Below are 14,367 nucleotides of genomic sequence, written 5' to 3'. Positions count from 1 at the left end.
ATTGATGGAGCCTATCGAAATAAAACTATTCCTCATCTAGCATTTTTAATCGCGCAGGATACATTCCGACAACTTTACCTAAAGTTTCTAATTCTTGAATAGCAGATCCGTTTGATAAGCGGTCGGTTAAAGCAATATCCATCGCCTTAATTTCGAGTGTTTTACCAGTGTCACCTAAGATAACTACTGGTATATTTCCTTTTTGTAAAGCTAAAACTTGAATAAAGCGATGTGGATTCGTTTTTAATTCTTTTAATAATAAATGTCCCCGACTGGAGCGGTTATTCACTTGAGAGATAATCTCTACGTCAAAACGTTTGATATTTGCTCTTTGGGTTAATGCTAATAATTGTGGACGTTCCACTGCTTTATCAATTAATAATGAAGCGACTACTTGATCATCATCCTTCAAGTTAATTGCCACTACACCTTGTGCTTTGGTTCCGCTAATCGCCACTTCTGACAATTCATAACGGACTCCATAACTTTTCTTAGTAATTACAACCACTTGATAATCATGGTCGACTTTTGCTAGGTTAACTGACACCAATTCATCTGCTTTATCTTGTAATTTCATTGCCATCATCGTCTTAGTTTTATAGCTACGATAAGTTGTAAATTGTGATAAAGTTGTTTGCTTAATTTTACCATTTCGGCTAGTCAATACCAATGTTGGGTTCGCTTCAGGCTTTAATTTGTCTGGTTCCATTACCGATTTAAAAGCGGCAATTAACTGCTCTCCATCTTCTAAATGATAATTAGTTGAAATATGCATTCCCATATCTTTCCAACGAATATCTGGTAATTCATGAACTGGTAAATGAATATAGTTACCTTTATTTGTAATTAACACAATCGCATCATGCGTACTCATCTCTTTAACAAAGATTGGATAATCCAAATCGCGACTTCCTAAGTCAGTCGTATCAGAAGCACTAAAAGAGCGAACACTGGTTCGTTTAATATAGCCTTCATTCGTTACTGATACATAAACTTGTTCTTCGGGAATCATAATGCTCGTTTCAACGACTATTTCTTCCACTTCAGCTTGAACAATGGTTCTTCTTGGTGATGCAAAACGCTTTTTAATGTCTTTTAATTCATTGGCCAATACTTTTTTCAATATATCTTCATTATTTAAAATATTTTGATACATCAAGATACGCTCATTTAATTCAAGCTTTTCATTTTGTAATGCCTCAATATCCGTATTCGTTAAACGATATAATTGCAAGTTAACGATTGATTCTGACTGAACCTCTGAAAAATCAAATTCACGTTCTAAGTTACGCTTAGCATCTGCTTTATTATCAGAATTACGAATGACCGCAATCACTTCGTCTAAAATCGACACAACCCGAATTAAACCTTCAACAATATGTAGACGTTTTTTATCGGTTGTTAACATATACTTGGTACGCTTTGTAATCACCTCTTTTTGATGATCAATATAAGCTTCTAACATTTGCAATAAGCCTACCACTTCCGGACGGCGATTATGAATTGCGACCATATTAAAGTGATAATTAACTTGTAATTCAGTATTTTTTAATAAGTATTGTAAGATTCCTTCAGCATTCACTTCACGTTTTAATTCAATGACCACACGCACACCATTTCGGTCACTTTCATCACGAACTTCCGATATCCCTTCAACTTTCTTCTGAATACGAATATCATCCAAACGTTGAATTAATTTGGCTTTATTAACATCAAATGGTAATTCCGTCACCACAATTTGTTGCTTATTACCTTTCAGGTCTTCTATTTCAGTTAAAGAACGTACGACAATTTTTCCTTGACCCGTTTCATAGGCTTTACGGATTTGGTCTGCCCCTTGAATAATCGCCCCTGTGGGAAAGTCGGGTGCAGGAATTAATTTTATAATATCATCTAAACGATAACGCTTATGGGTTAACATATAGACAACTGCATCGATCACTTCACCTAAATTGTGAGGTGGTATTTCAGTGGCATAACCAGCCGAAATACCAGTGGCACCATTGACTAATAAATTTGGAAAACGAGCAGGTAAAACAGTTGGCTCTTCTAGTGTATCGTCAAAGTTTAGCAGATACTCAACCGTCTCATGTTGAATATCACGTAATAACTCATCGGCAATAGGTGATAAACGCGCTTCTGTATAACGCATAGCCGCTGCTGGGTCGCCATCCATACTCCCGTTATTACCATGCATATCAATTAAGGTTTCGCGTAATTTCCAATCTTGACTCATGCGGACCATCGCTTCATAAACGGAAGAATCCCCATGAGGATGATAATTACCAATTACATTCCCTACTGTCTTAGCAGACTTACGGTATGGATTACTAGCGGTATTGCGGTCCATGTACATTGCATATAAAATACGGCGTTGTACCGGTTTCAAGCCATCACGGATATCAGGTAAAGCACGGTCTTGGATGATGTATTTAGAATAACGTCCAAAACGATCTCCAATGACACTGGCAAAATTTAATTCTTGAATATTTTCTTTTACCATGTTTTACCTCCTAAAATAATTCTAACTGGCCATTTTCATCATCTTCATTATCCAATGGCTTATCAGTCTCTTTTTTTACTGTCTTTGATTTTGATTGAGTAGATTTTTTCTTTGTTGTTTTGGCTGTTGGACGGTTAACCGTTGATTGCTTTTTGCTTTTACGATTAGTAGTGTTTTTCGTATCGTTTGAACTCTGTTCGGTCATTTCATTGGTCTCGTCTACTACATGATGATTAGGGCTACTATTTTCAGCATTTTCTAAATCCATTGCTTCTTCCAATGTGTCTATTTCATCATCATCCTTCAATCCATGAGCTTCTTTAATTAACTCTTCAGTTGTTTGGTCAGTAGACTGACTAGTCCCTTGGTTTTCTTTTAATAAAGTATCTTCTTCATCCATCGTGAATTGAACATTACTTTCAATCCATTTACGACGCGGTTCAACTTTCGCTCCCATTAAGGTCGTCACACGGCGTTCAACCTGCGCCGCATCATCAATCGTTACACGAATTAAAATTCGAGAATCTGGGTTCATCGTTGTCTCCCATAACTGGTCCGCATTCATTTCCCCTAAACCTTTGTAACGTTGTAAAATATAGCCTCGCCCAATCTTCTTAATAGCTGATTGTAACTCCTCATCGGTCCAAGCATATTCTATTTGTTGTTTCTTACCAGAACCTTTTGAAACTTTATAGAGTGGTGGCATTGCTAAATAAACTTTTCCTGCTTCAAGTAATGGTTTCATATAACGATAAAAGAAAGTTAAGAGTAAGACTTGAATATGAGCCCCATCGGTATCCGCATCGGTCATAATAATAATTTTATCGTAATTACATGAATTAATATCAAAATCAGTTCCTACTCCTGCCCCGATAGTATAAATCATCGTATTGATTTCTTCGTTTTTCATGATATCTTGCATTGACGCTTTTTCAGTATTAATTACTTTACCACGTAATGGCAAAATAGCTTGATAACGGCGGTCACGGCCTAATTTTGCAGATCCACCAGCTGAATCCCCCTCGACTAGGTATAATTCGTTTTTACTCGCATCTTTTGATTGAGCTTTGGTTAACTTACCAGAAATCAATTTTTCTTGTGCTGATTTTTTAGTCCCACTACGAGCGGCTTCTCTAGCTTTACGCGCCAATTCGCGGGTTTCACGAGCACGAATCGCCTTGCGTAAGATCATTTGGCTAAAGTTCCCATTTTCATTTAAGAAACTTGAAAGACGTTCATACATTAAATTTTCTACTAAAGGCCGGGCTTTAGGTGTACCCAATTTTTCTTTGGTTTGACCTTCGAATTGTAAATATTGTTCTGGAATACGAACAGATACCACAGCTGTCAAACCTTCGCGAACGTCACTACCTTCTAAGTTTTTATCTTTTTCTTTAATTAGACCTACTTTACGACCGTAATCATTAAACGCTTTAGTAATCCCGGTTTTCATACCGACTTCATGCGTTCCCCCAGAAGCAGTCCGAACATTATTAGCAAATGATAAAATTGTTTCGGAGTATCCGTCATTGTATTGCATTGAAAAATCAACTTCAAATTCTTCCACCGCCGCTGAAAAACTAAACGCATCACCCAATACATCTTTTTCTTCATTTAAATATTGAATAAAATCTTCTAAACCTTTTTCATAATGAAAAAGTTCTTGGTAGTCATGGCGTTCATCTACTAATTCTATCGTTAAGCCCTTTAGTAAAAAGGCAGACTCTCTTAATCGCTCAGCAATCACTTCCGAATTAATTTGAGCATTACCAAAAATACTTTTATCTGGCATAAAATGCACGGTAGTACCATGAGCCGATTTACTTGAAGCTTTTGATTTAACTAATTTAGAAGCAGGCTTCCCTCCATTTTCAAATCGCATTCGATAAAGATTGCCATCACGTTCAACGGTCACTTCTAACCATGAAGACAAAGCATTAACCACACTGGCGCCCACACCATGAAGTCCTCCGGAGGATTTATAGCCCCCTTGACCAAACTTACCACCCGCATGGAGGACAGTTAAGATAACTTGAATGGTCGGTACCCCACTTGCATGCTGACCAACCGGCATCCCGCGGCCATTATCTTGTACTCGAACACTGCCATCTGCTTTAATTTCTACTTTAATATAATCAGCAAAACCAGATAAAGCTTCGTCGACTGAATTATCGACAATCTCATAAATTAAATGATGTAATCCTCTTTGGTCTGTCGAACCGATATACATCCCTGGTCTTTTTCTTACTGCGTCCAAACCTTCCAATATTTGAATCGCGTCATCATTATATTGAATTGGTGTCGTCTTTGTTTCTGACATTTAATCACCTCTAAAATTTTCTTATACTCAACTCTTCTATAATAGCAAATAACTTTACTGCTTTTCAAATATTACTCGAAATTTGTAATTTAAGCAAATACAACTTACATGAGAGTGGACCAGAAGTAGAAAATTAAACGATATTCGCTTCGTTGGCCTACCCCCGCACAGTTGAGTAGGCCTCAAACTGCGTCTTTCGACTTGTTTGAGGCCAGTCAACCACTGCGCTTTGAATTAAATAGATATGCCTGAACAGAATTTAAAAAGTTTTTGCCCAGCCTCCTGCTTTTTAAATATGATCAGTTAATCATTGTTGTTTCACTTTATTTAATGTAAAATAATAGCGTATATCCAAAGATGGAGGTTTATTATGCAATTTATATTTTTATTTATTTGTTATTTATTAGGATCAATTCCAACCGGTGTTTGGTATTCAAAAATGAAACACCAAATTGATGTGCGAGAATTAGGTAGTGGTAATAGTGGCGCCACCAATATTGGACGTAATTTTGGATTTAAAGCTGCTGTTTTTGTCTCAGTCATCGATGTTCTAAAAGGGCTGGTAGCGATGTTACTGGCACATTACTTTTATCCTCATACCAATTGGGTAATAATGGGAGCCGGTATAGCCGCTATTTTAGGTCATGCTTATCCTATTTTTGCCAATTTTCGTGGTGGAAAAGTGGTCGCAACTTCTTTTGCCGTACTAGCGGGTTATAATTTTTTCATTGGTCTAAGCTTTGTATTAGTGTTATTTATATTAATCTATTTAACAAGTACCATTAGTTTAGCCGCCTTAACCAGTTTTTCATTAGCCGCCTTATATGTTTTATTTACCCAACCGTTAATTTTTGGTCTTGGCTTTGTCGCAATTGCCGCCTTTATGATTTATCGCCATCGTTCTAATGTGGTACGTTTGATGAAAGGTGATGAAAGTCGTATTAATTTCGGTCTTAGAAAACCAAAAAATAATAGCAAATAACACCTAATATCAATGAGTCATAATATACTAGCTATCCTTTCTATCGGGGGCTTGCTTGTTTTTTAAGTATAGTTTAGAAAGCAATGTCTAATGATGATTCTCTAAGGAAAGTTTGGTAAATATCTCTGGTATGTTTCTCTATCAAGCTTGTACTTATTCTCAAGTGAGAGATTCAACAACATGACAGCTGTCTTGTTTTCAAAAAAGATGTTTGGTAGAACTCTGTTTCTTTTTTGTGAATCTATTTTTACACATACTTAAAACTCGAGTGTTTAATAATAAAGATTGCCAAGAAAACAATAGATCATTTTCCACTTCTTACCCATTCCATTTTCTCTACTAAATATTTAGTGGATGCCCACCAGAAATACTCTCTTCTGGTGGGGCCACACAAAATTTGTAGAATCTTATTAATAACAGGCCAAGTGATGTTACACTTGGCCTGTATTCTTTACAAAAACAACGGAATAGCCGATTGGCTATTCCGATAAGAAATGACTAGACATTATCTCCCATAAAAACTAGTCCACAATTGAAGTTAACACGAAGAGGAAGCGAATTATTTTGTGCTTCGTGTTAATAAGAGTTCTTTGTGCTCTGCATCAGCACAAAGCTCTTATTATTTTAAATTACCTAAATTATTTTATACGACCTGGACGTTCTTTGTATCCATAGTAAGCATCTTCAATAATTTCTTTCATATCACTTACTAATGCTAAACGTGGGTTAACCGGTGTACATTGATCTTCATAAGCAAGATAAGCAATTTCTTCTGCACGTGCCATGTATTCTTTTTCGTCAACACCTTGTGCTTTAATACTCATTTCGATACCACAACGTTCACCTAAGTCATAAACCGCTTGAGCTAAGCTAGCAACTGCTTCTTCTGGTGTATCAGCTTTAAGTCCTAATAAACGTGCAATATCTTGGTAACGAACATCTGCTTTATAGTAGTTATATTTTGGCCAGTTACCTTGTTTTGCAGGGCGTGTACCATTGTAACGAATAACATATGGTAATAGAATCGCATTGGTACGGCCATGGACAGTATGGAAGAATCCACCAATCTTATGAGCCATTGAGTGAGAAATTCCTAAGAATGCATTCGCAAATGCCATACCCGCCATTGTTGAAGCATTATGCATTTTCTCACGAGATTCAAAGTCTGCTTCTTTAACAGAACGTTCTAAATATTCAAATACAATCTTAATCGCTTGTAATGCTAAACCATCGGTATAATCGTTTGCCATTAATGACGTATAAGCTTCAATCGCATGCGTTAACACGTCCATACCGGTATCTGCTGTTACAAAATCTGGCACTGTCATTACTAATGCAGGGTCAATAATTGCAATAGTTGGTGTTAATGAGTAGTCTGCTAACGGGTACTTCATATTATTTTTCTTGTCTGAAATAACCGCAAACGGTGTCACTTCCGATCCTGTACCAGAGGTCGTTGGAATACCAACATATTTTGCTTTTTCACCCAATTCAGGGAATTTGAAAGCACGTTTACGAATATCCATGAATTTTTGTACTAAGTCACGGAAGTCGATTTCTGGTTGCTCATAGAACATCCACATTACTTTAGCAGCATCCATTACAGAACCCCCACCTAAAGCAATAATTGTATCAGGTTCAAAGCTCTTCATTTGATCAGCACCACGACGAACAGTTGAAATATCTGGATCTGGTTCTACGTTAGAGAATACTTGATAAACCACTTTATTACGACGTAAATGTAATTGTTCGATAATCTTATGTAAAAATCCTAATTTAACCATCATTTCATCAGTTACAATAAATACTTTTTCAACATCACGCATTTTTTGTAAATATTGGATTGAATCACGTTCGAAATAGATTTTTGAAGGAACTTTAAACCATTGCATATTATTTCTACGTCTCCCCACTTTTTTGATATTAAGTAAATTGATTGCGCTAACGTTATCACCAACTGAGTTGGCACCGTAAGAACCACATCCTAAAGTTAAGGAAGGAATGAAGGCATTATAAACGTCCCCAATACCACCAAAAGTTGAAGGTGAGTTCCAAATAACACGAATTGCTTTAACTTGACGTCCAAATTCTTTTACTAAATCTTCATCATTAGTATGGATAGCAGCTGAGTGTCCTAAACCATTGAACTCAACCATTTGACAAGCTTTCTTCAATCCATCTGCTTGATCTTCTGATTTTAGAATAGCAATCACTGGTGATAATTTTTCACGTGTTAATGGTTCATTCGGTCCTACTTCTGAAACTTCTGCTGCTAAAATATTTGTTCCTTCTGGTACAGTAAAGCCAGCTTGTTCTGCAATCCAAGTAGCAGGTTTACCAACGATATCAGCATTTAATTTTGCATCTGCACAATTTTTACTATTTGCTTTTGCTCCAAAACAGAATTCTTCTAATTTAGCTTTTTCAGCTTTATTAACGAAGTAAGTGTGATATGACTTCATTTCGTCACAGAATTCATCGTAAATTTCTTTATCAATAATGGCTGCTTGTTCAGAAGCACAAACCATTCCATTATCAAATGATTTACTCATCACGATATCATAAGCTGCTTGTTTAACATTAGCTGATTTTTCAACATAAGCTGGTACGTTCCCTGCACCTACCCCTAATGCTGGTTTACCACAAGAGTAAGCGGCTTTAACCATTGCGTTACCACCTGTTGCTAAGATAGTAGCAACGTCTGGATGATTCATTAATGCAGAGGTTGCTTCCATTGAAGGTAAAGTAATCCATTGAATACAATTTTCAGGAGCTCCGGCTGCTACTGCTGCTTCGTAAACGATTTTCGCTGCATGAGCAGATGATTCTTGAGCTGCAGGGTGGAACGCAAAAACAATTGGGTTACGCGTTTTTAATGAGATTAATGATTTAAAGATTGCAGTTGAAGTTGGGTTAGTTGTAGGTGTAATACCACAAACAACTCCTACTGGTTCAGCAACTAAAGTTAATCCTGTAACATCATCTTCTGAGATAATGCCAACTGTTTTAGTATGACGCATATTATTAACAACGTGTTCGCAAGCAAATAAGTTTTTAGTTGCTTTATCTTCAAAGACACCACGTCCGGTTTCATCATAAGCGTGTTTTGCTAAAACACCGTGTTGATCTAATGCTGCAACTGATGCTTTTGCAACAATATAATCCACTTGCTCTTGATCTAAAAGACGGAATTCTTCTAATGCCACCACCGCTTTTTTTACTAATTCATCGACATGCTCTTCAGCAATTTGCTGTTTGTTTTTTTCTACAACTTCTGCCATTTTTTAAATCCTCCTCAATAGGTGTTTCTTCTTTACAAGTACATATTACATTTTTCACAATGTTATGTCAAGCCTTTTGTGCAAAAAATCACATATTTTTTAATAAATTTTTTTCGATAGAATCCGATGATGATAACAAAATAATGAAAACGCTATCAAAAATATCGGCGTTTTTTCGTTATTGTGAAGCGATTCATGATAATCTTATAAGATGCTTTCACAATGTTTTTCTTATCTAATTCCCTTTAAATAAATAATGATTGTGTTCTAAATCACAATCAGATTGTGAAGTGTTTATCTAAAAAAGCCTGAACCAAAATAACACTTTCGGTTCAGGCTTATTATAATGTCTATTTTTATAACAAAAGAGTGGCTACTTATGATGTCTTTTAGATTTGAATTTATTTTTATGTTTCTCCATTTCAAGGGAGTGGGCAAGAAGTAGAAAATTGAACAATTTTCGCTTAGTTGGGCTACCCCCGCAAAGTTGGGAGTGGACCAGAAGTAGAACATTAAATGATTTTCGCTTCGTTTGTTCACCCCCGCACAGTTGGGAGTGGACCAGAAGTAGAAAATTAAATGATTTTCGCTTCGTCTGTTCACCCCCGCACAGTTGGGAGTGGACCAGAAGTAGAAAATCGAAGGATTTTCGCTTCGTCTGTTCACCCCCGCACAGTTGGGAGTGGACCAGAAGTAGAAAATTAAATGATTTTCGCTTCGTCTGTTCACCCCCGCACAGTTGAGTAGGCCTCAAACAAGTCGAAAGACGCAGTTCGAGGCCACTCAACCACTGCGCTTTTAATTTAATAACAATAACTTGATTAAGTTTACCAAATTTATCTTTAACCTCATTAAGACGCAGATTGAGACCACTCAACCACTGCGCTATTAACTAACGCACAATAATCTTAACTAAATTTATGAAGTTTATGCCCAGCCCCAATTGATTTTAATTTCATGACTACTGATTGTTTATCTCATTTGTTAATTGTGAGTTTCCACATCTTCACCATGTAAGATAAATTCACCTACTTCTACTTGCTGATCTGAAAAATTTTGAATCACACGCACATGATACTCTTCCGGGTTATGACTGATATTTTCGACATAAAATAAATATTCAATCGCATCATAATATTCTTTTTTATCTTGCAGTATTTTGATAATTCGTTTTAACCCTTTTTCTGCTGGCTTAACGGGGTTACTCCAATTAATAATTTCCGTTGAAGTATAAATACCATCTGACAGTGGTGAACTATCTACTACAGTTGTTGCTTCTTCAGTTGCTTCAGCTGTTATTATTTCTCCAGTCGTCGCCTCTAAAGTTGATGATGTTTCCGCTACGGTTTCCTCAAGAGTTTGCGTAGTCATCTCAATAGTCGCTTCACTCGTAGGGTGATCCGTTTCCACTTCTTCTTTCTTATCACATCCAATAATGAATGTGCTCAAGATTAAAAGTAAGAGAAGCTTTTTCATTTTACTTCTCTTCTATCATTTGAACGATTTCTTCTTCAGTCATTGAACTGTCACAACGAACTGCGACATCTGAAGCTTGTTTAACTAAAAATCCAGGTACAGTCGGAATGTTAAACTGTTCGCGGAATGATTGAATATCTTCAAAATCATATTTTTCACTTTCAGAATCAATTAAATAAATTTTATATTGACGCGCGTGTGCTACTTTACTTAATTTATTTACAAAGCGACGGCAGTATGGACAAGTTTTTCTTCCAATATAAATAATTGTCCCCTCTTGTTCTAATAATTCAATCCCTTTGACTGGTGAAATTTCCTCAAATGTTTTAATTTGCTCTAAGTAAGTTTCGATTTCATTCATTTTATCTACCTCCATAATATGAATAAATTGTAACATAGTTATAAGGGAATTTCACGTAATGAAAACTGTTTATAAGTAGGACAATATATTTTGCTTTACTAAAAATATAAGGGTTAGTTTGGTTTGTGCTATCAGTATTTAAGCATCTAAATCAATCTCATCCAATTTTTGGCGTTGCTTGCGTTTATATATAGTTGAAATTAAGATTAAAATAGCACCTAACATTAACAGAATTAATGCCCAGGTCATGACTCTTTGTTGTTCTCCAGTTGTAGGTAATTGGACAGTTTGATTCTTATTTGATTTTGATGTTGACTCTTGCTGACCATTAGTCTTACTGGCTTCTGTTTCACTTGATTGATTATTACTATTCTTTTTTCTCGATGGATTTTTATTTGACTGTGTCTTTTTCTGGGACGATAGATTATTCGATTGCTCTGTTGACGTATTGCTTTTATTATTTGGTTGCTTGTTGTCGTTAGTCTTTTGATTGGTTGCTAACTTTGCTTTAATATTGTCCAGCGTATCAGTATTATTACTTGATTTGGTGGTCGATGGTACCTGTTGGGTATTCGTGCTACGATTAGCAGAATATCTTGAACCCGATAATGGCTTAGGTAATGAATGAGACTCTTGGTATGATGAACTGTCCACTACATGATGGGGAGCTTCATCTTCTTTTGTATCTTCAATATTAGAAACATCCGTATTGGCATTAGTTTCTTCAATTTCAATTGTGTTGGTCGTTTCTTCTTCGCTAAGCATATGCCAATCAATGTCACGGTGATAGTATTCTGCTAAATAGCAGGTACTTAATGCTTCAACCGGCTGCCAAGTTTGAGTCGCTTCATTGAATGTAACCAATTTTACTTGATATTTCTGATTCAATTGACGTACTAAAGCAATCGCATCATCACTCACATAGCCTTGACTATTTAAAAAGTTTGCTAAATTATCTTTGATTAATTGCCATGCATTGGCGTTAATTTGACTAAAATAAATAAATTGTGCTTCCTTAATTAATAATAATTCTTGATATCTCATCAGATAGTCTTCACTGGTTTGCCTTTGATAAACATCATTTTGTGCTATACTGACCAAACGCACCACATCATTAAGGCTCAACTCTTCCCGATATTGATAGGCGTTCTTTAAATCATCGTCTAACTGAATATTCCCTTTTAAATTAAGTATTTGAGTAATCTCCTCTAATGTCAAAATTTGAGTAAATTGTTGATAAATATCTTCAAAGCGTAGTTGATAATAAGGATAAGGTACTAATTGTGATAGATAGAAATCCAAAGTAGCTAAATATTCGGTTAAACTACTCATTTGGTGATCCATTAAAAAGCTTTCCGCATTTAATTTAGGAACAGAATAAGCATATAGAAGACATTGATTCAATTGTTGATCAGCAATTTGATTTTCTGCTAGTTGATTTTGTGCGACCTCTAATAAATATAAGGTCTCATGATACTGCGTTTCGACCATTGAGCGGGATGCAATCACTTCATTTTGTTGTTGGATAATCCCCTCCAAATAATGTTGCCAATCAATGACGTTTTGATCCATTTCCACCAAACTTAATTGTTCCGCTTCCGTAAGATTATTAAATTCGGGTTCGGTTGTCTGTAGCATTAAATAAGTTCCTTCGATGACTTCATTTAAGGTGTTGGTTGCTTGTGTAATCGAATAGTTTTCATTGTTTTCTAGAGATTCAATTTCACTTGTCAATCGATTAAATTCGATTTCTAATTCTGATAAAGTTGTTTGATAATCCGTTATCAACTGATTAAGTTCACTCATATTGTCACTTTGATTAAACTGGTTTTGGATTAAAATTTGACAATTTTCTTGATTAATGACGTCTCCTTCCCACTGGGTAATTAATTGGTAAGGTTCAGCTAACTCAACAGCTTGTGCTGCAACAGCGTTCGATACTATCATCATGATTAAAAATACTATCAATATAATGTAATGACATTTTTTCATTGTACACCCTCCTAAGAATAGGTACGTAAAAATGATGCCACATACTTTTGAACATATAAAAAAAGAGTGGACTAGAAGTAGAAAATCAAATAATTTTCACTTCGTTGGTCCACCCTACCTACTAGCGTTAAGTATAAAATAAATCTAGAGGGTAAAATTCTTATATTATTAGTCAATAATCCTTAAAACAGCATCTAAAATAATCATGGGACTTTTCTAGAGAACTATATTCAGCCTTTGGGGAAGGTCACCTACTCTATATTTAGTCTAAATAATCGACCACTTCAACTAAGTTTGAGTAATAAGTCATTCGCTCTTCTAAATCAGCAAACAAACCATCACCATTGTAAATACCATATTGTTCCCAATCAGCCAATGGGACTACATAATAATCTTCGAATTGAGCACCGATACAATATGTCGGCATAAAACGTATTTTACTAATTTCAAATTCGCCATCCACTTCAGTAAAGGTGTACTCTGCAATACCCCCTACCTTGTTTTCTTGTTCGACTTGACCGGATAAGAAGTTACCATGAGAAAACATCGCGGCTTGATGTTTGTTATAAACAATAAACGGTTGTGGCAAATGAGGATGACCACCTAAAATAAAATTCGCCCCAGCATTTCGCACAACATTATTGACATTGGCTTGGTAGACTGATGGTAATGCATCATATTCTTCACCATTGTGAATCATCACCACAGAAATATCCGAAATCTTATTTAAAGCTTCGACTTCTAATGGCATTAAATCCGTATCAATTAAACTCAATAAATAGGCTTGATCTTCAGGGATATAATTCCCATTTGCGCCATAACTATAAGAAAGGAAGCCTACTTTAACACCATTCGCGTCTAAAACGCGCATATTATTATAATCATCCCAACTTTCATAGCTACCAACATAAGGCATATCACGTTCTTTCAAAGCTTCAATTGAAGCATAAGCTCCTTCGGCTCCTAAATCCATTGAGTGGTTGGTTGCATTATTGACAATATCCACCCCAACCGTTTTTAATGCATCGATAATTTCCGAAGGGGCATTAAAGGCTGGATAAGTAGATATTTGGTAAGTATCACCAGCAGCAATCACTTCTAAATTAGCCGTCGTGATGTCCGCATTTTCTAAATATTTTTTTATTGGTTCAAACATTGGAGTGAAGTCATAGCCATCAGCAGTCGCTGCATTGTCGTAAACCCAGTCATGAATTAATATATCACCGATTGAACGAATGGTCACCGAACGTCCTTCTTTAGTTGTAGTCTCCCCTTCAGCATCAGCTTTTGCTTCATCCTTTTCTTCAGTACTTACGGTAGTCATAGCATCTTGGGCACTTACCGTAGTCGTTTGCGCATCATTGGCTTGAGAATTAGTAGTTGGACTTTGACAAGCCACATTTAATAAGGTTAGTGCACTTAATAACAAAATGTTTCTTAATCTTTTCATCT

The 14,367-nt window shown here is 36.0% G+C and carries 8 protein-coding genes and 1 pseudogene; 2 read left to right on the top strand and 7 right to left on the bottom strand.

Annotated features, from left to right (window positions below; genetic code table 11):
- Positions 1–25: 25 nt before the first annotated feature.
- Both parC and parE read right to left on the bottom strand, forming a co-directional pair.
- The gene (parC, locus tag LB888_RS10465; RefSeq protein WP_318752878.1) at positions 26–2,503 is read right to left on the bottom strand and encodes a DNA topoisomerase IV subunit A; all 2,478 of its coding nucleotides are present in this window, start codon (positions 2,501–2,503) and stop codon (positions 26–28) included.
- A 274-nt stretch (positions 2,504–2,777) separates the two neighbouring features.
- Positions 2,778–4,823 (bottom strand): annotated as a pseudogene (gene parE, locus LB888_RS10460) (DNA topoisomerase IV subunit B); the annotation flags it as partial.
- A gap of 370 nt (positions 4,824–5,193) precedes the next feature.
- On the opposite strand from parE, the gene plsY reads away from it, so the two are divergent.
- A complete protein-coding gene (plsY, locus tag LB888_RS10455; protein ID WP_318752877.1) occupies positions 5,194–5,805 on the top strand; it encodes a glycerol-3-phosphate 1-O-acyltransferase PlsY in 612 nt (203 codons plus the stop codon).
- Between the two features lie 638 nt (positions 5,806–6,443).
- Here the strand turns inward: plsY and adhE are convergent.
- Positions 6,444–9,086 carry a bifunctional acetaldehyde-CoA/alcohol dehydrogenase gene (gene adhE / locus LB888_RS10450; RefSeq protein ID WP_318752876.1) on the bottom strand — a complete coding sequence of 881 codons (2,643 nt, stop codon included), beginning with the start codon at positions 9,084–9,086 and terminating at the stop codon, positions 6,444–6,446.
- Between the two features lie 579 nt (positions 9,087–9,665).
- On the opposite strand from adhE, the gene LB888_RS10445 reads away from it, so the two are divergent.
- Positions 9,666–9,791 (top strand): hypothetical protein, encoded by a 126-nt coding sequence (locus LB888_RS10445; RefSeq protein ID WP_318752875.1) that lies wholly within the window; start codon positions 9,666–9,668, stop codon positions 9,789–9,791.
- Between the two features lie 279 nt (positions 9,792–10,070).
- Here LB888_RS10445 and LB888_RS10440 read toward each other — a convergent pair whose 3' ends face one another.
- The 4 genes from LB888_RS10440 to LB888_RS10425 form a co-directional block, all read right to left on the bottom strand.
- Entirely contained in the window at positions 10,071–10,562 is a 492-nt protein-coding gene (locus LB888_RS10440) for a hypothetical protein (RefSeq protein ID WP_318752874.1), read from the bottom strand.
- Between the two features lies 1 nt (position 10,563).
- Positions 10,564–10,923 carry a conjugal transfer protein TraF gene (traF, locus tag LB888_RS10435; RefSeq protein ID WP_318752873.1) on the bottom strand — a complete coding sequence of 120 codons (360 nt, stop codon included), beginning with the start codon at positions 10,921–10,923 and terminating at the stop codon, positions 10,564–10,566.
- 138 nt (positions 10,924–11,061) lie between these two features.
- Positions 11,062–12,915 (bottom strand): hypothetical protein, encoded by a 1,854-nt coding sequence (locus tag LB888_RS10430; protein WP_318752872.1) that lies wholly within the window; start codon positions 12,913–12,915, stop codon positions 11,062–11,064.
- 262 nt (positions 12,916–13,177) lie between these two features.
- The gene (locus LB888_RS10425; protein WP_318752871.1) at positions 13,178–14,365 is read right to left on the bottom strand and encodes a CapA family protein; all 1,188 of its coding nucleotides are present in this window, start codon (positions 14,363–14,365) and stop codon (positions 13,178–13,180) included.
- Positions 14,366–14,367: the final 2 nt, after the last annotated feature.

Origin of the sequence: Globicatella sp. PHS-GS-PNBC-21-1553, assembly GCF_033564055.1 — a bacterium.
In the GTDB taxonomy this organism is placed as follows: Bacteria; Bacillota; Bacilli; order Lactobacillales; family Aerococcaceae; genus Globicatella; species Globicatella sulfidifaciens.
This window is presented reverse-complemented; position numbering and strand designations above follow the sequence as displayed.

What these genes read in the sequence shown, in the direction of transcription:
- LB888_RS10445 (WP_318752875.1), top strand. Translation starts at nt 9,666, where the DNA reads ATGATTTTCGCTTCGTCTGTTCACCCCCGCACAGTTGGGAGTGGACCA.
- LB888_RS10440 (WP_318752874.1), bottom strand. Translation starts at nt 10,562, where the DNA reads ATGAAAAAGCTTCTCTTACTTTTAATCTTGAGCACATTCATTATTGGA.
- traF (WP_318752873.1), bottom strand. Translation starts at nt 10,923, where the DNA reads ATGAATGAAATCGAAACTTACTTAGAGCAAATTAAAACATTTGAGGAA.
- plsY (WP_318752877.1), top strand. Translation starts at nt 5,194, where the DNA reads ATGCAATTTATATTTTTATTTATTTGTTATTTATTAGGATCAATTCCA.
- LB888_RS10425 (WP_318752871.1), bottom strand. Translation starts at nt 14,365, where the DNA reads ATGAAAAGATTAAGAAACATTTTGTTATTAAGTGCACTAACCTTATTA.
- adhE (WP_318752876.1), bottom strand. Translation starts at nt 9,086, where the DNA reads ATGGCAGAAGTTGTAGAAAAAAACAAACAGCAAATTGCTGAAGAGCAT.
- parC (WP_318752878.1), bottom strand. Translation starts at nt 2,503, where the DNA reads ATGGTAAAAGAAAATATTCAAGAATTAAATTTTGCCAGTGTCATTGGA.
- LB888_RS10430 (WP_318752872.1), bottom strand. Translation starts at nt 12,915, where the DNA reads ATGAAAAAATGTCATTACATTATATTGATAGTATTTTTAATCATGATG.